We start from the raw sequence: 25,750 nt of genomic DNA on the forward strand, positions 1-25,750 counted from the left end.
CGAAACCATCTGCAACAGGGACAGCACCAAGATGGCATTCAAGTCCGACATCGAAATAGCCCGCGAGGCGAACAAGAAGCCGATCCAGGAGATTGGTGATGCGCTGAACATTCCGGGTGAGCACCTGCTGCCCTACGGTCACGACAAGGCGAAGGTGAGCCAGGATTTCATCAACTCGGTTCAGGACCGTCCGGACGGCAAGCTGATCCTGGTGACGGCGATCAACCCGACGCCTGCGGGCGAGGGCAAGACGACGACGACGGTGGGTCTTGGCGACGGTCTGAACAAGATCGGCAAGAAGGCGATGATCTGCATCCGCGAGGCCTCGCTTGGACCGAACTTCGGCATGAAGGGCGGCGCCGCCGGGGGCGGCAAGGCGCAGGTCGTGCCGATGGAGGAGATGAACCTCCATTTCACCGGCGACTTCCACGCCATCACCAGCGCGCACAGCCTGCTGTCGGCGATGATCGACAACCACATCTACTGGGGCAACGCGCAGGAGATCGACCTGCGCCGGGTCCAGTGGCGCCGGGTCGTCGACATGAACGACCGCTCGCTGCGGCAGATCACCTCGTCGCTGGGCGGCGTGGCCAACGGGTTCCCGCGTGAGGATGGGTTCGACATCACCGTGGCCTCCGAGGTCATGGCGATCCTCTGCCTTGCCAAGGATCTCAAGGACCTCGAAGAGCGCCTGGGCGCGATGATCATCGCCTATCGCCGCGACAAGTCGCCGGTCTTCTGCCGCGACATCAAGGCCGAGGGCGCGATGACCGTGCTGCTCAAGGACGCGATGCAGCCGAACCTGGTGCAGACGCTGGAGAACAACCCGGCCTTCGTGCACGGTGGCCCCTTCGCCAATATCGCGCACGGCTGCAACTCGGTCATCGCGACGACCACGGCGCTGAAACTGGCCGACTACGTCGTGACCGAGGCGGGCTTTGGCGCCGACCTGGGGGCCGAGAAGTTCATGAACATCAAGTGCCGCAAGGCCGGTCTTGCGCCGTCCGCCGTGGTCTGCGTGGCCACCGTGCGCGCGATGAAGATGAACGGCGGCGTGGCCAAGGCCGACCTGGGCGCCGAGAACGTGGATGCGGTCAAGAAGGGCTGTCCGAACCTGGGCCGTCACATCGAGAACCTCAAATCCTTCGGCGTGCCGGTTGTCGTGGCGATCAACCACTTCGTCACCGATACCGATGCCGAGGTCGCGGCGATCAAGGACTATGTCGCCAGCCACGGTGCCGAGGCGGTGCTGAGCCGTCACTGGGAACTGGGGTCGGAAGGCTCGGCCGATCTTGCCCGCAAGGTCGTGGCGGTGGCAGAGGGCGAAAGCGCCAACTTCTCGCCGATCTATCCCGACGAGATGCCGCTGGCCGAGAAGATCCAGACCATCTGCAAGCGGATCTACCGCGCCGACGAGGCGCTGATGGACAAGAAGATCCGCGATCAGCTGAAGCTCTGGGAAGAGCAGGGCTATGGCAACCTGCCGGTCTGCATGGCCAAGACGCAGTATTCCTTCTCGACCGATCCGAACCTGCGTGGCGCGCCCACCGGCCATTCGGTGCCGGTGCGCGAGGTGCGGCTGTCGGCGGGGGCGGGCTTTATCGTCGTCGTCTGCGGCGAGATCATGACCATGCCGGGCCTGCCCAGGGTGCCGGCGTCGGAAAGCATCCGCCTGAACGACGCGGGCCAGATCGAGGGCCTGTTCTGAGCGACAAAGAGGGCACGCCCGCGCGGTACGATCATCGTCGCGGGCGTGTTCGGTTTGCCGGTCCTGACCATCGTGACGGCGGTGATCGGGGTGACGCTGGCACGTTGGCTGATCCCGGGAGGCAGCGGCAGGGAAGGCCGACTCGGGTTCGTGCTGCTGCTGCCGGTTCTGTGGCTCTGGAAAAAAATTCCCGGAATTTTGCGGGATGGCTTTCCCGGGGCCGGACGGCGCCGGAAAATGACGGTAGGGATGGGCAGGTTCCATTGCGAAAAGGGAAATCCATGACGCGTCCTGCCCCCGAAACCATTGAGACCATGGCGGAACTTCGGCTCTGTATCGACGAGATCGACCGCGAGCTGGTGCGCCTTCTGGCAGAGCGTGAAGGCTATACCGACCGCGCGCCCGACCTGAAGGCCCGCGAGGGCATCGCGGCCCGGGCGCCGCGCCGGATCGAGGCGGTTCTGGCCAATGTTGGCGACAGGGCCCGGGCCGAGGGGCTGGATCCGGAACTCGCCCGGGCGATTTGGACACTCATGATCGAGACGGTGATTGCCCGTGAGGAACGGGTGATCGGCAAGGAAGGAAAAGACGGATGAGCGCAACAATCATTGACGGCAAGGCCTTTGCGGCCACGGTCCGCGAGAAGGTGGCGGCGCATGTGGCGCGGCTGAAGGATGAAAACGGCATCACGCCCGGCCTGGCGGTGGTGCTGGTGGGAGAGGACCCGGCCAGCCAGGTCTACGTCCGCTCGAAGGGCAAGCAGACCGTCGAGACCGGCATGAACTCCTACGAGCACAAGCTGGAGGCCGATACCTCCGAGGCGGACCTTCTGGCGCTGATCGACAAGCTGAACAAGGACCCGGCGGTGCATGGCATCCTGGTGCAGCTGCCCTTGCCGAAACACCTCGACGAGGACCTGGTGATCAACGCGATCGACCCGGCCAAGGACGTGGACGGCTTTCACATTTCCAACGTCGGCCTGCTGGGCACGGGGCAGAAATCCATGGTGCCCTGCACGCCGCTGGGCTGCCTGATGATGCTGCGCGATCACCACGGCTCGCTGAGTGGCCTGGACGCGGTTGTGATCGGCCGGTCGAACATCGTCGGCAAGCCGATGGCGCAACTGCTGCTGGGCGACAGCTGCACGGTGACGATTGCCCACAGCCGCACCAAGGACCTGCCCGAGGTCGTGCGCCGCGCCGATATCGTCGTCGCCGCCGTGGGCCGCCCCGAGATGGTGCCGGGCGACTGGATCAAGCCGGGGGCCACGGTGATCGACGTGGGCATCAACCGTATCGACGCGCCGGAAAAGGGCACCAGGGAAGATGGCAGCGTCAAGACCCGCCTGGTCGGCGACGCGCACTACGAGAGCTGTGCCGCGGTGGCAGGGGCGATCACGCCGGTCCCCGGCGGCGTCGGCCCGATGACCATCGCCTGCCTGCTGGCCAACACGCTGACCGCCTGCTGCCGGGCCAACGGACTGGATGAGCCGGAGGGGCTGACCGCATGATGTCGTCGGTCTGAAGCTGGATCGGCAGGGGCGCGTGTTTCGCGCCCCCGGCGGGCTGTTTCTCCTGCCGGATATAGCTATTCAATGGGGTTGGATTTGTCTGATGTTCAGGCATTACGCGAATATTGCGCTGATCATCTCAATATTTCGCGTATTTCAATGTGTCTGTCAGATGCTCTGGCCAAGAGGTCTTATTTATTTCTGCGCGCAATCTCTTATTGCTGCGCCGAAGTGTTATTTGAATTTGATCAAGTGTGCCAATTCCGAAAGGTTGTGCCCCGGGTCTATTCGGGGCACAACGAAAAGGAATGAGCGCTTTCCTGAAGTCTCTTAGAGCGTGTCGAACAGATCGACAGTCACGTCAAGACCGGTGCCGTTTTCGAGAGTCAGGTTGACCTGTGCGTCCAGGCCCAGTGTCTCGTCGATGTCGCTCAGCGTTTCGTAGAGATCGCCAAGCGGCAGGTCGAGACCGGGCAGAAGCGAAACGCCAACCAGGCCGTCGATATCTCCGGCATCGGAATCGGAGTTCACGAAGATCAACGCGTCCGCAGTTCCCAGAGCATCGATCGCGGGCAGGAGCACGGTGCCGTCGCCCAGCAGGTCGGCTGCGAGGCTTTCCAGGTCAGCCAGTTGACCGTCGGTCAGACCGGAGAGACCGCCCAGTGCCGGATCGATCACGAAGGCCAGCGCTTCGACTGCGCCGTCAACAAGATCGGCGACGATGTTGCCGGCTTCATCGGTCAGCGGTCCGGCGAAGTTCACAACCGAAACAACCCCTTGAACAACCTCGCCCAAGATTGCGGTCACGGCACTAAGGGCGGTTTCGACGCCGTTGTCACCCAGATCGCCGAGCACTTCGGTCACCGCACCGAGGAGGCCGGTCACATCGCCGAGAGCGCCGTCTACGAGATCGCTACCCGGCAGGCCGCCCAGAAGATCACCGCCCAGCAGATCGCCGCCCAGGACGTCGCCGAGCAGATCACCGCCCAGCAGATCGCCGCCCAGGACGTCGCCGAGCAGATCGCCACCCAGCAGGTCGCCAAGGAGATCGCCGCCCAGCAGATCACCGATCAGGTCACCTTCCAGCACGTCGCCGAGCAGGTCGCCGCCCAGCACGCCACTCAGAAGATCGCCGCCGAGAACGCCGCCAAGCAGGTCACCACCAAGCAGATCGCCCCCCAGCAGGTTGCCGATCAGGTTGCCGCCCAGTACGCCTTGCACGGTGCCAGACACGTGGCCAATCAGATCGCCGCTCAATGCGTCTCCGAGAAGATCGTCGCTGCCAAGTACGGCGCTGCTGATTTCGATCTCATCCAGAAGTCCGCCAATCAGACCACCATCACCAATTAAACTATCCAGAGCCATCGTTAATCCTCTACTTAAGGGGGAATCACGCACCCCCTGAGGTTGTGTAGCCAAGAAAGGTTAGTCTGTCATTAGCTTTTTGGTAACTTTTTATTAAAGCAGGGCATTGCATGGGGTGAGGTCCCGTATTTGTCCATCGAGAGCCTGTGTATTGCGCATCCGTTCAATTGGACGGTCTGGGGCCGTGGTGCTACCTTGCACTGACAGTTCCACAGGGGACGGAAAATCAGGAGGAGCAGGCATCATGCGGATCTTATTCACGGGCGGGGCGGGCAAGGCCGGGCGCCACGTCGTTGCCTACCTGCTGGAACAGGGGCACCGGGTCCTGAACGTCGACCGGGTGCCACTGGCTCTTGAAGGCGTCGACAACCGCATCGCCGATATCACCGACGCGGGCCAGGTCTATGACGTCATGAGCAGTCTTGCCGGTCTCGATGAATTGGAGCCCGGGACCGGCGTGCCGAAATTCGACGCGGTGGTGCATTTCGCGGCCATCCCGCGCATCCTCGTGACTTCGGACAACGAATGCTATCGGGTCAACACGCTGGGCACCTACAACATCATCGACGCCGCGGTGAAATTCGGCATCCGAAAGATCGTCTTTGCCTCGTCCGAGACCACCTATGGCGTCTGTTTCGCCGATGGCGAGCGCAAGCCCGATTACCTGCCCATCGACGAGGATCACCCGACCGTGCCCGAGGACAGCTATGCCATGTCCAAGGTCTGCAACGAGGTCTCCGCCCGCAGCTTTCAGGCACGCAGTGGTTTCGACATCTACGGCCTGCGGATCAACAACGTGATCGAGCCGCATGAATACGCCGAGAGCTTTCCGGCCTACATGGAGAATCCGGAGGTGCGGCGGCGCAACATCTTTGCCTATATCGACGCGCGAGATCTGGGGCAGATGGTCGACAGGTGCCTTGCGACCGACGGGCTGGGCTACGAGGTCTTCAACGTTTCCAATGATGATCATTCCGTCGCGCTGACAACGCCGGAACTGATCGAGAGGTTCTACGAGGGCGTGCCGGTCAAGGGTGCGTTGGGCGAGACCGAGACGCTGTACAGCAGCCGCAAGGCCAAGGAGTTGCTGGGCTACCAGCCGCGCCACAGCTGGCGTGACGTGCTGGGATAAGGCTCACTCCTGTCGCAGCGGGACACGGACCATCGTCCCGGTCAGTCGGGCGATGTGCCGTTCCTCGGTACCGGTGACGGCAAAGACATCGGCCTGCGTGACCAGCATCCGTTTTCCGGGTTTTAACACGCTGCCACGCGCGACAAGTCGATCCCCGAAGCCGGGAGCAAGGTAGTGGATCGCCATCTCTGACGTGACCACGTCACTGTCTTCGTCCAGCAGGGTGACGGCGGCATAGCCGGCCGCGCTGTCGCCGATGGCAAAGGGCAGGGCGCCGTGCGCATATCCCTGTTGCTGTGACACCTCGGGCCGGATCGGCACCTCGATCTCGATTTCGCCGGGGGCGATGCGGGTCAAAGAGGCGCCGAGGGTGACAAGCATCCCCTGGCGATTGAAACTGGTGCGGATGCGGGTGTCTAGGGTCATGTCACGACTTGGCCATGCCGCGCAGGTGAGGGCAAGAGGGGTCAGCTGGCTCTGGCGCGCCGGGGCATCGGAATGGCCACAGGCCGTGAACCGGTCAGGATGGCCTGTGCCGCCGGCCCCATCAGGTCGGACAGGACGGGTGCGTCGCAGTGCAGCCCGCCGGTGTAGGCCCCGTAGGCGGGCAGGATCAGGCGCGTGTCGTCGATCAGGAAACAGGGGCGGGTCACGCTGCGCCCCCTGAGGGACAGTCGCGCCTTGGGATGATAATGGCCCGAGACCTCAGCCCGCCCGTCCGCCGTGGCAATATGGCGAAAGGTCAGCGCGCCCTCGGTGTGTTCGGCCCGGTGCGCGCCCTTCAGTGTCACAGGGGCCGGATCGTGGTTGCCTGCGATCCAGATCCACTCTCGCCCGGCTTGCAGGCGTGTGATCCACAGAAGGTCCTCTTGCGGCAGCGCGGCCTCTATGCCCGGGGCATCAAAACTGTCGCCCAGGCAGATGACCCTTTGGGCCTTGGTGGCGGCAAGATCATCGTCCAGACGTTGCAGGGTTTCCCGCGTCTCGTAGGGCGGCAGCTGCGCGCCACCCACGGCGGACAGCCGGGCGGACTTGCCCAGATGCAGGTCCGAAACCACCAGTATCGCGGCCTCGGGCCAGTGCAGTGCCCCGGACGGCAGGGCCTGCAGGACGGCGCCATGAAAGGTGAAACCGTACGTGTTCATGGCTTGTTCTTGACACGCCAAGGCGGTGTCCGCAAGCGGTTGCACGGCACAGGGGGCCATGTACACGTCCCGGCCCGGTGCGGGTCAGCCGGTCAGGACATTCTGGGCGAACCACACCAGACAAGATCTTTCGTCAGATCGGCCAGCGCCGGACACTTGCCCCAATCATTTTATCCAACGCTCGACCTTCATGGATGCAAAGCCCGCGTATCGGAACGCCTTGCTTGTAGCGCCTACCAGGGCACCCGCCAGGCCGGTTTCGTCTCGACCTGCGCAAGGCCGCTTTCGTTCAGCAGGCGGGTGACTTCTTCTTCCATCAATCGTTCGTCCGCCAGCCCGTTGACCGGCACCCGCCCGGGTTCAAGGAAAAGCGGCGCGGCCAACGGCGTGATGCGGGAAAGGCGCAGATGATCGATGCGGTCGCCGACGCGCTCGGACATCTCGCGGATGCGGGCGAAATCGACTAGACCGCGCATGGCCTCTTCTCGGGTGATCTGCATCAGCAGGTGGTCGGGGTCGTATTTCAGCAGCGTGTCATAAAGGATGTCCGAGGACATGGTGGCCTGCCGCCCGGTCTTGCGCTGGCCGCCCACCTGCCGTTCGATCAGCCCGGCGATGGTGGCACTGGCGCGAAAGGTGCGTTTCATCACCGCGTTGCCCGCCAACCAGGTGTCCAGCCCGTTTTCCAGCGCCTCCAGATCGAACAGCGGCGCGGGGTCCGTCACCGAGTCCAAACCCCAGATCAGCGTCGCGTAATCGGTGCTGACGAACCCCATCGGGGCCAATCCCATCTCCTCCATCCGCTTGGTCAGCAACAGGCCCAGCGTCTGCTGCGCGTTGCGGCCCGCAAATCCATAGACCACCAGTTGCTGCCGCCCGTCGTGAGGAAAGCTCTCGACCAGCAGGCGGCCGGGTTCGGGCAGGCGCGACACCTCGCGTTGCAGGTGCAGCCAATCGCGGGTGTGGGGCGGCAAATCGGGCCAGTCGTCGGCACGGAACATGCGCAGGATCCGGTCACTCAGCTGTGTGGAGGTCGAGAATTTCGTGCCCATGAAAGTGGCGATCTTGGGCTTGCGCCCGGGATCGCGCGTCACCTCGACCACCAGTTCGCGCAGCCCCTCGTAGCGGACGATCTGGCCGCCGATCAGGAAGGTGTCGCCCTTTGTCAGCGAGGCGGCAAAGCCCTCTTCGACCTCGCCCAGAGGTGCGCCGCCGCGACCGCGCCATTTCACCTTGAGCGTGTCGGTGTCCTGTATCGTGCCGATATTCTGGCGGATGCGGGTGGCAGAACGCGGGTCGCGCAACTGCCAGAGCCCGTCGGGCCGCTGTTGCAGGCGCTGCCACTGGTCATAGGCGCGCAGCGCGTAGCCGCCGGTCGCGCAGAAATCCAGACAAGCGTCGAATTGCGTGCGGGTCAGACCAGCATAGGCCCCGGCGCCGCGCATTTCCTCATACAGCGCGTCCGCGTCGAAGGGGCCAGAGGCAGCAGCGATCAGGATATGCTGGCAGAGCACATCGCGCGGACCCGGCCCACGCGGATCGCCGTCCAAGTCGTGTTCCTTGACCGCCTCCAGCGCGGCAAGGCATTCGACCACCTCGAAACGGTTGGCGGGGACAAGGATCGCCTTGGACGGCGCGTTGTAGCGGTGATTGGCCCGCCCGATCCTCTGCACAAGTCGTTTGACGTTCTTTGGCGCGCCGACCTGGATCACGAGATCCACGTCGCCCCAGTCGATGCCAAGGTCCAGCGACCCGGTGCAGACGATGGCGCGCAGGTCGCCGCGCACCATGGCGGCCTCGACTTTTTCGCGCTGACCGCGGTCGAGCGAGCCGTGGTGGATGCCGATGGGCAGGGCGTCCTCGTTGGCGAGCCAGAGGTTGTGGAAATAGATCTCTGCCTGGGCGCGGGTGTTGTGAAAGATCAGCGTGGTCTTGTGGCGTTTGACCTGTTCCAGAACGGCGGGGATGGAGTAGGCTGCACCGCCTCCGGCCCAGGGCGGGGCCTGATCGGTGACCAGCATGGAAATATCCGGGTCCGGCCCGGGATCGGCCTGCAGGATTTCGCAGGGCTGATCGCCGTGCGCCATGAGCCGCGCAATGGCTTTCGGGTCCTCGACCGTGGCCGAGAGGCCGACGCGGCGCAGGCCGGGGCAGAGCGCCTGAAGCCGTGCCAGCGCCAGCATCAACTGGTCGCCGCGTTTGGATTCCGCAAGCGCGTGGATTTCATCGACCACCGCCCGTTGCAGCCCGGCGAACATGCGCGGCGCGTCCTCGTAAGAGGTGAGCAGGGCAAGGCTTTCGGGCGTGGTCAGCAGGATATGGGGCGGGTCGGCGCGCTGGCGTTTCTTGCGGCTGGCGGGCGTGTCGCCGGTGCGGTCCTCGACCCGGATGGGCAGGCCCGCCTCTTCGATGGGGATCAGCAGGTTGCGCCGGATGTCGGCGGCCAGCGCCTTGAGCGGCGAGATATAGAGCGTGTGCAACCCGTTTCGTGGCGCATCGGCAAGTTCGGAAAGCGTGGGCAGGAACCCGGCCAGCGTCTTGCCGCCGCCGGTGGGGGCAATCAGCAGCAGCGCCGGGTCAGCGGCACGTTCCAACATGGCGCGCTGGTGCGGATGGATCTGCCATCCGCGCGCGTCGAACCAGCTGTGCAGACTGTCGGGTAGCCGTGTCATGGTCGAGAGATAACCCGCTCCATCGGAAAGCAACAGCGCTCGCGCCGACCGTCGCACGCCTCTTTCCTTTCCCCTCGCGCTCGGTTTCACTGCGTGCGGGGAGGATCACCATGCTGAACGGCATTCGCATCATCGAGTTCGAGGCGCTGGGGCCGGGGCCCTTCTCCGCCATGCACCTGGCGGACCTTGGTGCGGAGGTGATCGTGGTACAGCGCAAGGCCGGGGGCGCAAACCCGGCCAAGGGTGCCAGCCGCCTGCTGGACAGGGGCAAGCGGTCCATCGCGCTGGATCTCAAGGAGGCGGGTGATCTGGGCATTGCGCACGCGCTGATCCGATCCGCGGACGGGCTGATCGAGGGTTTGCGCCCGGGCGTGATGGAGCGGTTGGGGTTGGGGCCCGAAGAGGCGCAGGCGCGCAATCCACGGCTGGTCTACGGGCGCATGACGGGCTGGGGACAGGACGGGCCGCGCGCGGCGCTTGCCGGGCACGACCTGAATTACCTCGGCCTGTCCGGGGCCCTTTTCTACGCCGGCTTGCCGGGACAGGTGCCCGGCGTGCCGCCGACGATGTTGGGCGATATTGGTGCCGGTGCATTGTACCTGACCGTTGGGATGCTGGCCGGGCTGTTGCAGGCGCGGGAAACGGGGCGCGGAACGGTTGTCGATGCCGCCATCGTGGACGGGGCGCAGCATATGATGGCGCTGTTGCGGTCGATGGGGGCGGGGTTCGACACTGGCGTACGTGGGCGATCCTTGCTGGACGGGCCGCATTGGTCGCGATGCTATGCCTGTTCCTGCGGCGGGCATGTGGCCCTGCAATGCCTGGAGCCGAAATTCCATGCCCTGTTCTTGGAACGGATGGGCCTGGCAGAGGATCCCGATTTCGCGGAGCAGTTCGACCCCGACCTTTGGTCGGTGCAGGGCGCTCGGCTGGAACGGATCTTTACCACGCAGCCGCGTGACCACTGGGCGGCGTTGTTCAAGGACAGCGATGCCTGTCTTGCGCCGGTCCTGTCCCCGGACGAGGCGGCCCGTGATCCGCACATGACGGCGCGCGGGCACGGGCCGGGCAGCGCTCTGCCGGCGCCGCGTTTCGATGGTGGGGTGCGGGCGACAGGTCCTGCGCCGGAACCGGGGCAGGACGGGGCGGCGATCCTCAATGAGTTGCGGGAAAGGGGCCTGTTGTGAACGAAGCCGAGACATTCGCGACCCTGTTGAAGGCGCGTTATTCCTGCCGGGCCTACCGGCCCGACCCGGTCCCGCGTGAGGTGATCGAATGCGCTTTGCGCGACGCACAGAAGGTGCCCAGCTGGAACAACGTGCAGCCCTGGCAGGTGATCGCCCTGACGGCGCCGGAAACCGCTGCATTCGCCGAGTCCTTCTATGCCCATGTGGAAACCGGACAACGGCAAAGCGACATCCCCTTTCCGTTGCGGTACGAAGGCATCTACCGAGAGCGGCGGCGGAGTTGCGGTTGGCAGTTGTATGGCGCGTTGGGAATCCAGAAGGGCGACCGAGAGGCCTCGGGCAGGCAGATGCGCGAGAATTTCCGCCTCTTCGGGGCGCCCCACTGCCTGCTGATCACCGCGCCCAAGGACCTTGGCACCTACGGCGTGCTTGATTGCGGGGCCTATGTCACGGCGGTCATGCTGGCTTTGCAGGCTCGCGGGCTGGCCAGTATCGCGATGGCGGCGGTGGCCAGCTTTTCGCCATTCGTGCGCGACCGCTACGAAATCGCCGAGGATCGCGACCTGGTCTGCGCGATTGCCTTTGGCCATGCCGATCCGGATCATCCGGCCAATTCCTATCGCACCGAACGGGCCGACCTGTCAGAGGTCGTGGATTGGCATTGAACGCGAAAGCAGGGGGCAGACCATGCGCAGCAACAAGACGATACACGTCATCTCGGCCCATGCCGAGGGCGAGGTGGGCGACGTGATCGTTGGCGGTGTCGCGCCGCCGCCGGGAGAGACGCTCTGGGAGCAAAGCCGGTGGATCGCGCGGGACGGCGCCTTGCGGGATTTCGTTCTGAACGAGCCGCGCGGGGGCGTCTTTCGGCACGTCAACCTGCTGGTGCCGCCGAAACACCCGGATGCGGATGCGGCTTTCATCATCATGGAGCCGGAAGACACGCCACCGATGTCCGGGTCCAATTCGATCTGCGTGTCGACGGTCCTGCTGGACGGAGGCATCCTGCCGATGCAGGAGCCGGTGACCGAATTCACTCTGGAGGCACCGGGCGGCCTCGTTCGGGTGCGGGCAGAGTGTCGCGACGGAAAGGCGCAGCGGATCCATGTCCGCAACCTGCCCAGTTTCGCGCAGAAACTGGCGGCCGCGCTGGAGGTCGAAGGGCTGGGCAGGCTGACCGTGGACACGGCATTCGGCGGTGACAGTTTCGTCATCGTGGATGCGCAGGCGCTGGGACTGGAACTGGTGCCCGACGAGGCGCACGAGATCGCCCGGACAGGCGCGCGGATCGCCCGGGCGGCCACGGAACAGCTGGGCTTTCACCATCCGACGAACCCGGACTGGCGGCATATCTCCTTCTGCCTCTTTGCCGGTCCGCTGGAACGCGGACCCGAAGGTTTGCGCGCAAGGGCGGCGGTGGCGATCCAGCCGGGCAAGGTCGATCGTTCGCCCACGGGCACGGCGCTGTCCGCGCGCATGGCAGTCCTGCATGCGCGCGGGGACATGGCCGAAGGAGAGACATTGACCGCGACCTCGCTGATCGGCTCGACCTTCTCGGGACGCATTGCCGGGACGGGTTCGGTGGGCGATCTGCCCGCCATTTGGCCCGAGATCAGCGGGCGCGGCTGGATCACCGGCATTCATCAGCACATGCTGGACCCGGATGATCCCTGGCCGCGCGGCTATCGTCTGAGCGATACCTGGGGCGCGCGCGAAGTGGCTTCTTCCAGCCGGTCCGTCGCTGGCGGCGGCGTTGGGCTGAGGGCCGAAATGCGGGCATAAAGCGCCTCATCCATCTTGTAGGACATGCCTGCCAGAGAGGACTGCAACTGGGCCGCGTTGCGCGCAGACAGGATCGGCGTCGGTCCGGACGGATGGGCGGCCACCCAAGCCACGGCCAGCGTGGCCGCCTGCGTGCCCAGTTCAGCAGCGATCTCGGCCAGGGCCTCGGCCGCCTGGTGCATCTCGGGGCGGGCATAGCGGTTGGCGTAGCGGTCGTCCTCGGACAGGCGGCCACCGCCACCACGGGCATACTTGCCGGTCAGCAAGCCACCGCCCAGCGGCGAATAGGGCACTGGCATGATGCCCTCTGCGGCGCACATGGGCAGGATTTCCACCTCGGCCTGGCGTTTCACGAGGTTGTACATGGGTTGCAGCACGTCGATCCGGGTGTCGAAACGCGCGGCCACTGCCTGGGCCTTCATCACCTGCCAGGCGGCATAGTTGGACACGCCGATATGGCGGATGGTTCCGGCCTGCTGCAGTTCTGCGAGCGTCTCGAGGCTCTCTTCGAGCGGGGTGTCGTCGTCCCAGCGATGCAGGTAGAAAAGGTCGATCACCTCCATGTTCAGGCGCTTGCGGCTTTCGTCCAGAGAGGTCCGGATGTTGTCACGGCCGGCACCGCCGGGGAAATTCGCCTTGGTGGCGATGAACAGATCCTCGCGCGCGGCGGCAGCGAACTGGCCCAGCAGGCGCTCCGAGGCGCCGTCGGTATAGACATAGGCGGTGTCGAAATGGGCGATGCCCGCTGCGCGGCAGGCGTCGAACATGGCGCGGCTGTCGGCCTCGGAGGCACGGCCCCCGAACTGCATGCAGCCAAAGGCAAAGCGGGCGGGCGTAGCGCCCGAAAGGGTGGTCAGTGTCATGCCGGCAACCTGCCACGCGGCATCCCAAAGGCAAAGCGGTTTCAGGGGGTATTGGCGGCAAGCGTCCATCCGCCAGCGATCCTCAGCAACGGTCGCGGGGGGATGCCGGCTCGACAGACTCGCGGGGGCCTGCCATGCTGTCCGTAAAAGGAGCCATGCCTATGCGCCTGCTGCCCCGACTGGCCGGCGCGGCCTGTCTGGCCGCTGCAACCTCTGCGCCATTGGCGACGGGCGCCGGCGAAAGTTGCACCGAAGATGCGATGATCGTCTTCGACGGCTCCGGCAGCATGGCAGAAATCGGCTACAATGCCATCGGCGTGCCGCGCATCTCCGAGGCACGGATGGCGATGCGCCGGGTGATCCCCTCTGTCGCGGCGGCGCGTCGGCTGGGGCTGGTGATCTACGGCCCGGCCGGGGACCGCACCTGCGCCAACACGGATCTGCGGTTTCCGCCGCAATGGCAGGCAGGTCCGCGGATCCTGGCGGATGTCGATGCGCTGCGGCCCGCCGGGGGGACTTCGCTTACCGAAAGCGTCCGGCGTGCGGCAGAGGCGCTGGATTATCTCAATCGGCCCGGGACCGTGGTGCTGGTGACGGACGGCAAGGAAACTTGCGGCGGGGCGCCGTGCAGCCTCGCCGCCGAGATCGCTGCAGTGGCGCCGGAGCTGACCGTGCATGTGATCGGGTTCAAGGTGCGGAGCGATCATTTCGACTGGTCCAACACGAACGCTCAGGTGGCCACCACCATCGCGCGCTGCCTCGCTGACCGGACCGGCGGGCGCTATGTCCGCGCCGAGAACGTGGACGAGCTGATCGGGGCGCTGCGGGTGACGCTGGGCTGCAACGTGCTGGGGGCGCGTTCGTTCGGGCCCCGACGCGTCAACTAGGCGTTTCGTGCGGCTTGCCTCCGGCGTGGTCGCAACACAACATGTTCAATTAGTTCGGATTTCGTCCTTTCTCCCAAGGCCTTGCCGTTCCTAGGGTGCAGGAACGACATGAGGGAGACTGGATTTGTTGAAGACTCTTGGGCGTTCGGCTCTGGCGCTTTGCATTGCGGCCGGGCCGGTTTTTGCAGGTGAGATTAGTGAAGTCGGTGATTTTGACAGTGAATGCACCTACAAGTTCACCGGACAGGTGGAACCGGGTGATGCGGCAAAGGTCAAGGCGTTGAACACCTTTGGCGCTGGTGGTGCATCGTTGTGCCTGGACAGCCCCGGCGGGTCGTTGTCCGAGGGCATCGCCATGTTCGACGTGATCTGGAACAAGCAGATGCATACCCGTGTGATCGCAGGCGATCGCTGCGAGTCCGCCTGCGCGCTGGCCTGGCTAGGTGGGGGAGTGTCCGAAGGGACGCTGGCGATCAATTTCCCCTCGCGCAGTATTCAGCCGGGCGCGGTATTGGGGTTTCACGCGCCCAGCCTGAACCTGCCGCCGGACAACAATTATCCAGCCGGCCAGGTCGAGGATGCATTTGGCATTGCATTGAAAGCGGCCGAAGGGCTCTTCGACATCAAGCTGACCACGCAGGACGACGCGGATGCGTTGAATGACTATCTCTATGCGCGCATCCTGGAAACGCCTGGGCACGACATGTACCACGTCGATACCGTGGGCGAGGCGCTGTTGGCCAATGTGCAGGTGTCTGCGGCGCGCGCGCCCGAAACGCTGACGCGGGCGAACATCCTGGCGCTGTGCGAAAACGCGTTCCTGATGGAGCAGGGGGTGCTGATCGACCCGGGACGGGCCGAGGAAGAGATGACCGATGCGGCCAGCCACCTGCGGTATCTGCGCGGACGCACCGTGGACGGCGAGCGCGTCGGCTATATCAATGAAGAGGTCTGGGCGGTGCGAATGTACTATTACCGGCGGTCTGGCCACCTCTGCCTCATCGACGACGAAACCTTCGGGAGCTATATTTCAGAGGCAAAAAAGTACAACCGACGGAATGATCTCTATCCCAATGGGCGGGTTTATCAGCCGGAAATCTGGGTCCGGATAGAGACATTCGACTTTCTCATGATGGAAGATGCCGAAGAAACCTGGGAGGCGCTGGAGCAGAAGCTGGCGAGCGAACATTCCCAGGGCACGACCCGAAGCATCAAGGTGCCGTTCTACGCGCTCTACGACGCCGAGACCCCGTTGCGGGACTTGCAGGCGAAGTGAGCCCGGATGCTGATGGAAATGGAAAAGGCCCCGACGGTTCGGGGCCTTTCTTTTTTTGGGGTAGGACACTTGCCGCTTACTGCGGGATCTCGGCGTCGATGCCTTCGACGTAAAAATCCATGCCCAGCAGGGTGCCGTCATCGGCCACTTCGCCCTCGGCCAGCCAGGGCGTGCCGTCGGCCTTGTTCAGCGGGCCGGTGAAGGGGTGGTAGTCGCCCGCGGCGATCGCGTCCTTCAGGGCCAGCGCCTCGGCCTTGACCTCTGCCGGGACAGCGTCGGTGATCTCGCCGATGCCGACCATGCCCGGGCCGATGCCGTCCCATGTCTCGGTGCTGGTCCATGTCCCGTCCATGACCGCCTGAACGCGATCGATGTAGTAGGGGGCCCAGTCGTCGATGATCGACGAAACACGCGGGAAGGGGGCGTAGTCCGCCATGTCCGAGGCCTGGCCGAAGGTGACCACATCGCCCGCCTCGGCCGCCGCCGCATGCGGCGCGGTGGAGTCGGTGTGCTGCAGGATCACGTCGGCGCCGTTCTCGATCAGGGCGCGGGCGGCGTCCGCCTCTTTCGCCGGGTCGAACCAAGTGTAGGCCCAGATGATCGAGAATTCGACATCCGGGTTCACCTTCTTGGCGTGGATATAGGCCGAGTTGATGCCGCGGATGACCTCGGGGATCGGGTAGGAGGCGATGTAGCCGATCTTGTTGGTCTTGGTCATGGAGCCGGCGATGTGGCCCTGGATGGCGCGGCCTTCGTAGAAGCGGGCCGAGTAGACGCTGACGTTGTCTGCGGTCTTGTAGCCGGTGGCGTGCTCGAACTTCACGTTCGGGAATTTCTCGGCCACGGCGATGGTCGGGTCCATGTAGCCGAAGGAGGTGGTAAAGATGATGTCGGCGCCGCTGAGAGCCATCTGGGTGATCGCGCGTTCGGCATCGGCGCCTTCGGGCACGCTTTCCTGGTAGATGGTCTTCACCTTGTCGCCAAAGTGCTCTTCGACCTTCTGCCGGGCCTGATCGTGTTCGTAGGTCCAGCCACCGTCGCCCACCGGGCCGACGTAGATGAAGCCGGCGGTCACGTCCTGCGCAGCGGCGGCAGAGCCGAAGCCGAGCGTCAGCGCAACCGCTGCGGTGGAAAGAAGGGTTCTTCTGTTCATGTGTGTCCCCTGTTGGTTGATGTCTTTGCCTCAGCTCGAGGCGTGGAAAGGCCGGCCCAGCGAGGCGGGCGCGGCATGCGCGCCGCGGGCCGAGATGATCACGAGCACGAGGATCGTGACAAGATAGGGCGAGGCCGACAAGAGCGCGACCGGCACGGCGGCGCCCGCCGCCTGCAGGTTCAGTTGCAGCACCGTGACCCCGCCAAACAGATAAGCCCCGATGGCCACGCGCCCCGGTCGCCAACTGGCGAAGACGACGATGGCCAGAGCGATCCAGCCGGCGCCGGCGGTCATGCCTTCGGTCCATTGCGGGACGCGCACCAGGCTGAGGTAGGCGCCGCCAAGGCCCGCGCAGGCACCGCCAAAGAGGATCGCCATGAGGCGGATGATGACCACCTTGTAGCCAAGCGCATGGGCGCTGTCGTGGCTTTCACCGACCGCGCGCAGGATCAGCCCGGCGCGGGTGTATTTCAGGAAGCCCCAGACCGCGACCACCAGAGCGAGGCTGAAATAGACCATCATGTCATGGCTGAAGAGCATCCTCCCCAGAACCGGGATGTCCGATAGCAGGGGAATGTCGAGCTTTGGCAGGGTTGGGCTCTTGATGCCCTCGTAGGGTTTGCCGATCAGGCTGGACAGGCCAAGACCCACCAGCGTCAGGCCAAGCCCGGTGGCAACCTGGTTCGACAGCAGGAACTGCGTCAGCAGGCCGAAGGAGAGCGCAAGCAGCGCCGAGGCCAGTGCAGCGGCAACAAACCCCAGCGCAGGCGAAGTGGAATTGACCGCCACGGCAAATCCCACCACGGCGCCGGTGATCATCATTCCCTCGACGCCCAAGTTCAGCACGCCGGATTTCTCGACCACCATCTCACCGATGGCAGCCAGCAGGATGGGCGTGGCCGAAACCATGATGGAGGCCACGAGGAGGATGGGATTGATGCTGCTCAGGTCCATGCAATCTCCTGTTCCGGAAAATTCTTACTCTCATCTTGTTTCAGGCGCCGCGCTAGGTTTGTTATAAAGACGTGCGCAATACTGAAGGCCAGATGCCGCACGGTTGCAATGAATCGTACCGAATTGGGATTGCCTATATGAAATTCGCTGCCTTTACTCTCTTGGCTTCGGTCGTCCTTGCCCAGCCGGCTCTTGCCGATCCGGGTGGATGCGTTCCGATCGAAAACGACCTCGATCGGCTTTCCTGCTATGACAAGGCCCTCGGTCGAGATGCAACCGTTCAGGATCTGCCGAAAGAAAACGGCAAATGGCAGGTTCAGACGGAGAAGTCGGATTTCAAGGATACGACCGACGTCTATATGACGGTCCGTTCCGAAGAACCATTGACCTGCAATCGGTTTGGGCCGTCGCGCCCTGCAACGCTGATGGTTCGCTGTCTTGAGAATACCACTAGCCTCATCATTCATACCGATTGCCATTTGGCATCCGGCTTTCAGGGCTACGGCAAGGTCGAATACCGGGTGGATGACCGTCCGGCAAAGTCCAGGAATTTCGACGCGAGCACTGACAATAGCGCGCTGGGCCTCTGGAGTGGCGGTCGTTCCATTCCCTTGGTCAAAGAGTTCTTTGGCGGCCATTCGTTGCTTGTCCGGTTTACTCCGTTCAGTCAAAGCCCAGTAACCGCCAAGTTCGATATCACGGGGTTGGAGGATTCGATTGACGAATTGAGGAGCTCTTGTAGCTGGTAGGTTCATTTTGACTTGGGCGAGACCTGTCATGCCACCTCCCTCTTGGCCCAGCGCAGGCGGAAGTTGGTGAAGACGTCCATGGCCAGCAGGAAGAACAGCAGCATCCCCTGGAACAGCTGGATCGAGGCACCGGGCAGGCCCAGCATCAGTTGCGCCAGCTCGCCGCCGATATAGGTCAGCGCCATGAGAAGCCCCGCCAACAGGATACCGATAGGGTGTAGCCGGCCGAGAAAGGCCACGATGATCGCGGTGAATCCATAGCCCGAGCCGAAGTCGATGCTGATCTGGCCCGCGGGGCCGGTGACTTCGAACAGACCTGCCATGCCGGCCAGCGCGCCCGAGAGGCCGAGGCAGATCAGGATAATGCGCGCCGGGTTGACGCCGGAAAAGCGGGCCGCGCGCGGCGCCTCGCCGGTCAGGCGGATGTTGAAGCCCAGCATGTGCCGGGTCAGCAGGACATAGGCGCCGATCACCGCGATGAAGGCAAAGACGACGCCCCAATGCATGCCGGTGTTGGCGATCAGGTCGCTGTTATGCGCCGCGTCCCATTGCTTGAAATTGCGCGATCCGGGAAAGCCGCGCCCCTCGGGGTTGCGCAACAGGCCGGTGGAAACGGAGCCGAGGATGGTTTCGGCCACATAGACCAGCATCAGGGAGACAAGGATCTCGTTGGTGCCGAACTTCGTTTTCAGGATGGCCGGGATCATCGCCCAGGCCCAGCCGCCAAGCGCGCCCGCGACGATCATGATCGGGAAGATCAGGACACTTTCAGCGGGGTAGAAGGCAAGCCCGGCAGCGGCGCCGCAGATGGCGCCCATGATGTATTGACCTTCGGCGCCGATGTTCCAGATCCCGGCGCGAAAGCCGATGCTGAGGCCGATGGCGATCAGGATCAGCGGTCCCGCCTTGACCAGCAGCTGTGGCCGCGTGAACCCGGCGAATTGTGCGTTGAACAGAGGATCCCAGAAAATCGTGCGGATCGCCTCGACCGGGTTGGCGCCGAGGAAGGCAAAGAGCACGCCGCCGACGAGCATTGTCAGCAGCACGGCCAGCACCGGGGTCAGGTAGGTCCAGAGCTTCGAAGGTTGGGGGCGTTTTTCAAGCCGGATCATGGGCGTGTCCCCCCTTGGCCGGCGGCCTCACTCGTCCACATGGGCCACCTCCATGTCATGCGCGCCGCCCATCATCAGGCCGATCTGTTCGATATCCAGGCTGGCGACCGGACGTGTGGGGGACAGTCTCCCTTCGTTCAGGGCGCCGAACCGGTCCGAGACCTCCATCAGCTCGTCAAGATCCTGGCTGATGACCACGACGGCGCCGCCCTTGGCGGCCAGGTCCAGGATCGACTGCCGGATAAAGGCCGCCGCCGCCGCGTCCACGCCCCATGTGGGCTGGTTCAGCACCAGCACGCGCGGGCCTTGCAGGATCTCGCGGCCGACGACGAATTTCTGCAGGTTGCCCCCCGAAAGCGCCCGCGCCGCCGTGCCCGACCCCGGCGTGCGCACGTCGAAATGACCGATCACCTCCTCGGCGAACTGACGGGCCTTGCCCCAGGAGATGAAACCGTTCTTCAGCATTCCCTCGCGCCGCGCCGCCGTCAGCACACCGTTTTCGACCAGGCTCATGTCCGGGGCCGCCGCGTGGCCCAACCGTTCCTCCGGCCCTGACAGCACGCCAAGATCGCGGCGCGCGACAGGGCCGGCCCGGCTGATGTCCTTGCCTTCCAGAATGATGGACCCGGCTGGGGCCATGCGTTCGCCGGACAGTGTTGCCAGCAGTTCGTCCTGCCCGTTGCCCGCGACCCCGCCGATGCCCAGCACTTCGCCCGCGCGCACCTCGAAACTGACCTCGCGCAGGGGCGTGCCAAAGGCACCGGGCGCAGGCAGGGACAACTCGTTCACCGCAAGCAGCACCTCGAGGGTCTTGCCGCCCCTGGCTTCGGGCGTCGCGAAACTGGCGCCCACCATCATCTCGGCCAGGTTTCGGGCCGAGGTCTCTGCCGGCGTGCAGGTGGCCACCTTCTTGCCCAGCCGCAGGATCGTGGCCGTGTCGCAAAGCGCGCGGATTTCTTCCAGCTTGTGCGAGATATAGAGGATCGAGGTGCCCTCGGCCTTGAGCTTGCGCAGGGTCTCGAACAGGATCTCGACCTCCTGCGGGGTCAGGACGCTGGTCGGTTCGTCCATGATGAGCAGTCGGGGATTCTGCAGCAGGCAGCGGATGATCTCCACCCGCTGCCGTTCACCCGCCGACAGCGTGCCGACGGTGCGCGTGGGGTCCAGCGGCAGCCCGTAGGTCTCGGACACCTCGCGGATCTGGCGGGCAAGGTCGGACATGGGCGGCGGCGTTTCCATCCCCAGCGCCACGTTTTCGGCAACGTCCAGTGCATCAAAGAGCGAGAAGTGCTGGAACACCATCGCGATACCGGCCTGCCGCGCCTCGGAGGGTTTCGACGGCTTGTAAGGCGTGCCGTCCAGCAGCATTTGGCCCTTGTCCGGCGCGTTCAGCCCGTAGATCATCTTGACCAGCGTCGATTTGCCGGCGCCGTTCTCGCCCAACAGCGCGTGGATCTCGCCTCGCCCGATGTCGAAGGTCACGTCGTCGTTGGCGATCACGCCCGGGTAGATCTTGGTCAGGCCCTGGAGACTGAGGAGTGTGTCGGCCACGCGTGGTCCCTCTCTTGCTGCCAGTTGAGTAGCTGCGTCACCGTGCCTATGGCAATGGCCTGCGGATGTTTGCCAAGCGCTTTGTGCCCGATTGGACAGCAGATGGCGTCGATTTGGGCGGGTTTGTGGCCAAGCGCCTGCAATCGCTTACGGAAACGGGCCCATTTCGTGTCCGATCCGATCAGTCCGCAAAAGGCGAATCCATGCGACAGCGCCGCGTGGCAAAGGGCCAGGTCGATCTCGTGGCTGTAGGACAGGATCAGATGGGCGGCGTCTTGGGGCGCGTGTGGCATGGCCCGTTCCGGCGCCGGGGCGGGCAGGGCGGTGACGGCCTCTGGAATGGTATCGGGAAACCGCTCCGGCCCGGTGTCGACCCAGGTCAGCGCCACGTCCGGCAAAGGCGCAAGGACCGAGACCAGCGCGCGGCCGACATGGCCCGCGCCCCAGATCCAGATCGGCAAGGCCGGGCGGCGGACCGGTTCCACCATCCAGCCTTGCAGGAACTGTGGTCTGGGCGCCTCGCCCCTCGCCCTGGCCCGGTCGATCACCCGGCGCACCGCCAGCGGCATATCCCCGGCCCCGCGCGCGATCACGTCGCGCCCCTCGAGACCGGTCAGGGCCTGCGCATCATAGTGCTCGGTCAGCAGGGTCACCGCCCCGCCGCAGCATTGGCCCAGCTCCGGCCCCAGCGGATGCCGCGTCAGTCCTGCGTGGTTCAGCGCAGATCGGGCCGCCATTAGTTCCAGCGCCCCGCCGCCGATGGTGCCGTCTTGCCCTCCGCTCCAAACCAGCATGGCGGCGCCAACCTCGCGCGGGGCAGAGCCCGCAACCTCGGCCACGACGACCCGGGCGACACGCCCGTGTCGCTCGACCGCGCGGCGAAGGGGGGCGAGGTCGAAACTCATCCCTGCACCCGTGCAATCGCTGCCAGCACCCGTTCCGGCGTTGCAGGGGCGTCCAGCGCCGGATAGCCCGGCCCACAGGCCGCGACGGCGTCCGATAGTGCCATCAGTGCCGAAATCCCCAGCATGAAAGGCGGCTCGCCCACCGCCTTGGATCGATAGACCGTCTCCTCGCGGTTCTCACCCTCCCAGAGCGCGACGTTGAACACCTCTGGCGCATCGGAACAGGCCGGGATCTTGTAGGTCGAGGGGGCATGGGTGCGCAGCCGTCCCTCTGCGTCCCAGACAAGTTCCTCGGTCGTCAGCCAGCCCGCGCCCTGTACGAACCCGCCCTCGACCTGGCCGATGTCGATGGCCGGGTTCAAAGAGGCGCCCGCGTCATGCAGGATGTCGGTGCGCAGCATCCGGTATTCGCCGGTCAGCGTGTCGATGACCACCTCGGTGCAGGCGGCGCCGTGGGCAAAGTAGAAGAACGGCCGCCCTTCGCCCTTCATTCGGTCCCAGGAAAGTTTCGGCGTCTTGTAGAACCCTGTGGCCGACAGGCTGACCCGGCCCGCGTAACAAAAGGCCGCGGCCTCGGCAAAGCTCATCTCCTGTGCGCCAGCCTGCACCCGACCATCCCGGAACAGGACCTCGTCAGGTCGGCACTGGTGCAGTTGCGCCAGGTGCTCCGCCATGCGGGCGCGTATCGTCTCGCAGGCAACCTTGACCGCCGCCCCGTTCAGGTCCGACCCCGATGAGGCAGCAGTGGCCGAGGTGTTGGGCACCTTCGCGGTATCCGTCGCGGTGATGCGCACCACCTCTTGCGGCACGCCAAAGGCCGAAGCCGCCACCTGCGCCACCTTCTGGAACAGCCCCTGTCCCATTTCGGTTCCGCCGTGGTTCATGGCGATGGAGCCGTCCTGGTAGACATGCACCAGCGCGCCCGCCTGGTTGAGATGCGTGAGCGTAAAGGAGATGCCGAATTTCACCGGCGTAAGGGCAAGCCCCTTCTTCAGGATCGGGTTGGCGGCGTTCCACTCTGCCACGGCGGCCCGCCGCGCCGCGTAGTCGCAAGAGGCCTCCAGCGCCTCGGTCATCTCGTGCAGGATGAAATCCTCGACCGTCTGGCCGTAGGGCGTGACATTCCTGGGCTTCTTCTCTGCAGAAATACTCCGGGGGGGGCTTGCCTCCGGCAAGCGGGGGGCAGCGCCCCCCACCATCGGGTCGTAGTAATTCGCCTTCCGCACCGCCAGCGGATCACGGCCAAGCGCATGCGCGACGTGATCCATGACGCGTTCGATCCCCACCATGCCCTGCGGGCCGCCAAAGCCGCGATAGGCGGTGGCGCTGCACATGTTCGTGCGCAGGCGGTGGCTCTCGATCCGCACGGCGGGCAGGAAATAGGCGTTGTCCGCGTGCAGCATGGCGCGATCCGCCACCGGCAGGGACAGGTCCTGCGACCACCCGCAGCGGGTGTATTGCTGGAACGCGATCCCTTGCACCACGCCCTGTGCATCGACGCCCACGCGGTAGTCGATGCGGAAATCATGCCGCTTTCCGGTGATCACCATGTCATCGTCGCGGTCATAGCGCATCTTTGCGGGGCGTCCGGTGGCCGCGGCCACCACCGCGCAGGCCACGGCCAGCGCGTTGCCCTGGCTTTCCTTGCCGCCGAAGCCGCCGCCCATGCGCCGTGTCTCGACGCGGACGTTGTGCATCTGCAGGCCCAAGCCATCGGCCACCTTGTGCTGGATCTCGGTCGGGTGCTGGGTCGAGGAATGCACCAGCATGTCGCCGTCTTCCTGCGGAAAGACCAGGGCGGCCTGACCTTCGAGGTAGAAATGCTCCTGCCCGCCCATCTCGATCCGGCCTTCGATGACATGCGGCGCGCTGTCGATGGCGGCCTCCACGTCGCCGCGCGCCCAAATGCGCGGGCCTTCCTCGAACCGGCTGTCGGCAGCCAGGGCCTCTTCGATGGTCAGGATCGGGCGGGTGGCCTCGGTCTCGATCCGCGCCTTTGCGACGGCGCGGCGCGCGGCAAGGTGGCTTTCCGCAGCGACGAGGAAGACCGGCTGACCCTGGTAGTGCAGGCTGCCGTCCGACAGCAGCGGTTCGTCATGCAGCGAGGGTGAGCAGTCGCATTCCGACGGCAGGTCGTCGTAGGTCCAGACGCCCAAGACACCTGGCGCGGCGCGCACCGCGTCGAGGTCGAGCGCGGTCAACCGCCCGGCAGCGATGGGCGAAAGGCCAAAGGCGAGGTGCAGGCAGTTGCCGGGCGTCGGGATGTCGTCGACATAACGCGCCTTGCCGGTCACATGCAGCGGCGCGGCGTCATGCGGGAGGGGTTTCGCGACGCTCATGGCTGTACTTCCAGCACGTTCGTGGCCCGACCCATGCCCTCTGCCCAGTAGCGGCGGAGCATGTTGCGCGCGGCGGTCAGGCGATAGTCGGCGCTGGCGCGCATGTCGCTCATGGGGGCAAAGTCCTTGGCCCAGGCGGCGGCGGTGGCATCAATCGTGGCTTCAGTCCAGGGCTGGCCGATCAGCGCGGCCTCTACATGGGGTGCGCGCTTGGGGATGCCGGCCATGCCGCCAAAGGCGATGCAGGCGCCGGTCACGATGCCGCCCTCTACGGCCAGGTTGAAGGCGCCGCAGACCGCCGAGATGTCCTGGTCAAAGCGCTTGGACAGCTTGTAGACTCGCAAGGAGGTCAGGGCCTTTGGAACGGTCACTGCCTCGACGAACTCGCCGGGGGCACGGTCCTGCCTGCCGTAGTCCAGAAAGAAATCCTCCAGCGGCAACGCACGCCGGGCATCGCCGCGGCGCAGATGCAGTGTCGCGCCCGCGGCGATCAGCGCGGGCGGGTTGTCCCCGATGGGCGAGCCGTTGGCGATGTTGCCGCCGATGGTGGCGGCGTTGCGCACCTGGGTCGACCCATAGCGGCGGATCATCTCGGCATAGCTGGGGCACAGAGGTGTCATCAGCGCGTGTACCCGGTCCATCGTGACCCCGGCACCGATGCGATAGCCGCTCTCGGTTTCTTCGATCTCTTGCAGATCGGCGCAGCGGTTCAGGAAAATCACCGTATCGAGGTCGCGCAGCTGTTTCGTCACCCAAAGGCCGACGTCCGTCGCCCCGGCGACCAGGGTTGCCTCGGGATGCTTGGCGTAGAGCCGCGCGAGCTCATCGGTGGTCCGGGGGGCGTGGCAGGTGGGCGAGGGGCTGTCCGCCATCTCCGGGCCGCGGAACGCCTGATCGGCACTCAGCCAGTCGGGCACCGGTTGCCCTTCCGCTGCACGGGCGGCACGCAGGATGGGCGCATAGCCCGTGCAGCGGCACAGATTGCCGGCCAGGGCATCCTTGTGCCCGGTGTCGCCGTTCAGATGCGCCGTCGCCATCGAAACCGCGAAACCGGGGGTGCAGAAACCACACTGGCTGCCGTGACAATCCACCAGCGCCTGTTGCACCGGATGCAGAGTTCCATCCGGGCCGGAGAGCCCCTCGACCGTGCGCACGGCCTTGCCGTGCAGTTGCGGCAGGAAAAGGATGCAGGCGTTCAGTGCTCGGGCGCCACGCTCGTCCGTCACCATGACGGTGCAGGCGCCGCAGTCGCCCTCGTTGCAGCCTTCCTTGGTGCCGGTCATGCCGCGCCTCTCGCGCAGCCAGTCAAGCAGCGTTTCGGTGGGTGACACCTCAGCCAGCTCGACGCTCTCTCCATTGAGAAGAAAGGCGATGTTCATCAGGTTGTGACCCGCCGCCTTACCGAATCCCCTGCGGTATTCCGCAGGGTGCGCGCCCTCGATGCGGCGTAGAAAGCGCGC

Annotated in this window: 24 protein-coding genes; 12 read left to right on the forward strand and 12 right to left on the reverse strand. The window is 65.0% G+C overall.

Annotation, left to right across the window (positions count from 1 at the left end):
* Positions 1 to 31: 31 nt before the first annotated feature.
* Genes ACQY5B_RS03425 through folD form a run of 4 tightly spaced genes read left to right on the forward strand, consistent with a single transcriptional unit; the run spans position 32 to position 3,218 of the window.
* Entirely contained in the window at positions 32 to 1,708 is a 1,677-nt protein-coding gene (locus tag ACQY5B_RS03425) for a formate--tetrahydrofolate ligase (RefSeq protein WP_420326373.1), read from the forward strand.
* A gap of 45 nt (positions 1,709 to 1,753) precedes the next feature.
* Entirely contained in the window at positions 1,754 to 1,993 is a 240-nt protein-coding gene (locus ACQY5B_RS03430; protein WP_420326372.1) for a hypothetical protein, read from the forward strand.
* Positions 1,990 to 2,304: a chorismate mutase gene (locus ACQY5B_RS03435; protein WP_305972705.1), complete on the forward strand. Its 315-nt coding sequence runs from the start codon at positions 1,990 to 1,992 to the stop codon at positions 2,302 to 2,304. The genes ACQY5B_RS03430 and ACQY5B_RS03435 overlap by 4 nt, the downstream gene beginning before the upstream one ends.
* Positions 2,301 to 3,218: a bifunctional methylenetetrahydrofolate dehydrogenase/methenyltetrahydrofolate cyclohydrolase FolD gene (gene folD / locus ACQY5B_RS03440; RefSeq protein ID WP_420326371.1), complete on the forward strand. Its 918-nt coding sequence runs from the start codon at positions 2,301 to 2,303 to the stop codon at positions 3,216 to 3,218. The genes ACQY5B_RS03435 and folD overlap by 4 nt, the downstream gene beginning before the upstream one ends.
* A 330-nt stretch (positions 3,219 to 3,548) precedes the next feature.
* Here folD and ACQY5B_RS03445 read toward each other — a convergent pair whose 3' ends face one another.
* Entirely contained in the window at positions 3,549 to 3,980 is a 432-nt protein-coding gene (locus ACQY5B_RS03445) for a hypothetical protein (protein ID WP_420326370.1), read from the reverse strand.
* A 15-nt stretch (positions 3,981 to 3,995) separates the two neighbouring features.
* Between ACQY5B_RS03445 and ACQY5B_RS03450 the strand changes: the two genes are divergently transcribed.
* Complete coding sequence (locus ACQY5B_RS03450; RefSeq protein WP_420326369.1) at positions 3,996 to 4,568, forward strand: hypothetical protein; 573 nt, start codon at positions 3,996 to 3,998, stop codon at positions 4,566 to 4,568.
* A gap of 259 nt (positions 4,569 to 4,827) precedes the next feature.
* Positions 4,828 to 5,715 carry an NAD-dependent epimerase/dehydratase family protein gene (locus ACQY5B_RS03455; protein WP_420326368.1) on the forward strand — a complete coding sequence of 296 codons (888 nt, stop codon included), beginning with the start codon at positions 4,828 to 4,830 and terminating at the stop codon, positions 5,713 to 5,715.
* A gap of 3 nt (positions 5,716 to 5,718) precedes the next feature.
* On the opposite strand, the gene ACQY5B_RS03460 is transcribed toward ACQY5B_RS03455, so the two are convergent.
* The 3 genes from ACQY5B_RS03460 to ACQY5B_RS03470 all read right to left on the reverse strand — a co-directional run bounded on the left by ACQY5B_RS03460 (position 5,719) and on the right by ACQY5B_RS03470 (position 9,532).
* Positions 5,719 to 6,141: a PaaI family thioesterase gene (locus tag ACQY5B_RS03460; protein WP_305969647.1), complete on the reverse strand. Its 423-nt coding sequence runs from the start codon at positions 6,139 to 6,141 to the stop codon at positions 5,719 to 5,721.
* Positions 6,142 to 6,182: 41 nt separating this feature from the next.
* A complete protein-coding gene (pdeM, locus tag ACQY5B_RS03465) occupies positions 6,183 to 6,860 on the reverse strand; it encodes a ligase-associated DNA damage response endonuclease PdeM (protein WP_420326367.1) in 678 nt (225 codons plus the stop codon).
* Positions 6,861 to 7,093: 233 nt separating this feature from the next.
* Positions 7,094 to 9,532, reverse strand: coding sequence for a ligase-associated DNA damage response DEXH box helicase (locus ACQY5B_RS03470; protein WP_420326366.1), 2,439 nt, complete (start codon positions 9,530 to 9,532; stop codon positions 7,094 to 7,096).
* A gap of 110 nt (positions 9,533 to 9,642) precedes the next feature.
* Here ACQY5B_RS03470 and ACQY5B_RS03475 point away from each other — a divergent pair, with 110 nt between their 5' ends.
* The 3 genes from ACQY5B_RS03475 to ACQY5B_RS03485 are packed head-to-tail and all read left to right on the forward strand — an operon-like array spanning position 9,643 to position 12,501.
* Positions 9,643 to 10,719, forward strand: coding sequence for a CaiB/BaiF CoA transferase family protein (locus ACQY5B_RS03475; RefSeq protein WP_420326365.1), 1,077 nt, complete (start codon positions 9,643 to 9,645; stop codon positions 10,717 to 10,719).
* A complete protein-coding gene (locus ACQY5B_RS03480; RefSeq protein ID WP_420326364.1) occupies positions 10,716 to 11,384 on the forward strand; it encodes a nitroreductase in 669 nt (222 codons plus the stop codon). Before ACQY5B_RS03475 ends, ACQY5B_RS03480 begins: the two co-directional genes overlap by 4 nt.
* Before the next feature lie 22 nt (positions 11,385 to 11,406).
* Complete coding sequence (locus tag ACQY5B_RS03485) at positions 11,407 to 12,501, forward strand: trans-3-hydroxy-L-proline dehydratase (RefSeq protein ID WP_420326363.1); 1,095 nt, start codon at positions 11,407 to 11,409, stop codon at positions 12,499 to 12,501.
* On the opposite strand, the gene ACQY5B_RS03490 is transcribed toward ACQY5B_RS03485, so the two are convergent.
* Positions 12,402 to 13,364, reverse strand: coding sequence for an aldo/keto reductase (locus ACQY5B_RS03490; protein WP_420326362.1), 963 nt, complete (start codon positions 13,362 to 13,364; stop codon positions 12,402 to 12,404). The two genes, ACQY5B_RS03485 and ACQY5B_RS03490, sit on opposite strands and share 100 nt — an antisense overlap.
* A gap of 161 nt (positions 13,365 to 13,525) precedes the next feature.
* Between ACQY5B_RS03490 and ACQY5B_RS03495 the strand changes: the two genes are divergently transcribed.
* Positions 13,526 to 14,251, forward strand: a complete 726-nt coding sequence (locus ACQY5B_RS03495; protein WP_420326361.1) for a vWA domain-containing protein — start codon at positions 13,526 to 13,528, stop codon at positions 14,249 to 14,251.
* Positions 14,252 to 14,375: 124 nt separating this feature from the next.
* Positions 14,376 to 15,527, forward strand: coding sequence for a COG3904 family protein (locus tag ACQY5B_RS03500; RefSeq protein WP_420326360.1), 1,152 nt, complete (start codon positions 14,376 to 14,378; stop codon positions 15,525 to 15,527).
* Positions 15,528 to 15,603: 76 nt separating this feature from the next.
* Here the strand turns inward: ACQY5B_RS03500 and ACQY5B_RS03505 are convergent, their stop codons facing one another.
* Positions 15,604 to 16,680, reverse strand: coding sequence for a BMP family ABC transporter substrate-binding protein (locus ACQY5B_RS03505; RefSeq protein ID WP_305969638.1), 1,077 nt, complete (start codon positions 16,678 to 16,680; stop codon positions 15,604 to 15,606).
* Positions 16,681 to 16,710: 30 nt separating this feature from the next.
* The gene (locus tag ACQY5B_RS03510; RefSeq protein ID WP_305969637.1) at positions 16,711 to 17,634 is read right to left on the reverse strand and encodes an ABC transporter permease; all 924 of its coding nucleotides are present in this window, start codon (positions 17,632 to 17,634) and stop codon (positions 16,711 to 16,713) included.
* A 137-nt stretch (positions 17,635 to 17,771) separates the two neighbouring features.
* Here ACQY5B_RS03510 and ACQY5B_RS03515 point away from each other — a divergent pair, with 137 nt between their 5' ends.
* Positions 17,772 to 18,383, forward strand: coding sequence for a type VI secretion system-associated protein TagO (locus ACQY5B_RS03515; RefSeq protein WP_424976711.1), 612 nt, complete (start codon positions 17,772 to 17,774; stop codon positions 18,381 to 18,383).
* Positions 18,384 to 18,409: 26 nt separating this feature from the next.
* Here the strand turns inward: ACQY5B_RS03515 and ACQY5B_RS03520 are convergent, their stop codons facing one another.
* From ACQY5B_RS03520 to xdhA, 5 genes are read right to left on the reverse strand one after another with little or no spacing between them, the layout of a single operon-like run.
* On the reverse strand, positions 18,410 to 19,495 hold the full coding sequence (locus ACQY5B_RS03520) for an ABC transporter permease (RefSeq protein WP_420326359.1): 1,086 nt from the start codon (positions 19,493 to 19,495) through the stop codon (positions 18,410 to 18,412).
* A gap of 27 nt (positions 19,496 to 19,522) precedes the next feature.
* Positions 19,523 to 21,046, reverse strand: coding sequence for an ABC transporter ATP-binding protein (locus ACQY5B_RS03525; protein WP_420326358.1), 1,524 nt, complete (start codon positions 21,044 to 21,046; stop codon positions 19,523 to 19,525).
* Positions 21,013 to 21,951, reverse strand: coding sequence for a xanthine dehydrogenase accessory protein XdhC (xdhC, locus tag ACQY5B_RS03530; protein ID WP_420326357.1), 939 nt, complete (start codon positions 21,949 to 21,951; stop codon positions 21,013 to 21,015). The genes ACQY5B_RS03525 and xdhC overlap by 34 nt, the downstream gene beginning before the upstream one ends.
* Positions 21,948 to 24,290, reverse strand: coding sequence for a xanthine dehydrogenase molybdopterin binding subunit (gene xdhB, locus ACQY5B_RS03535; RefSeq protein WP_420326355.1), 2,343 nt, complete (start codon positions 24,288 to 24,290; stop codon positions 21,948 to 21,950). The genes xdhC and xdhB overlap by 4 nt, the downstream gene beginning before the upstream one ends.
* Complete coding sequence (gene xdhA, locus ACQY5B_RS03540; protein WP_420326354.1) at positions 24,287 to 25,669, reverse strand: xanthine dehydrogenase small subunit; 1,383 nt, start codon at positions 25,667 to 25,669, stop codon at positions 24,287 to 24,289. The genes xdhB and xdhA overlap by 4 nt, the downstream gene beginning before the upstream one ends.
* Positions 25,670 to 25,750: the final 81 nt, after the last annotated feature.

Source organism: Antarctobacter sp., from assembly GCF_965277915.1.
Lineage (GTDB): Bacteria > Pseudomonadota > Alphaproteobacteria > Rhodobacterales > Rhodobacteraceae > Antarctobacter.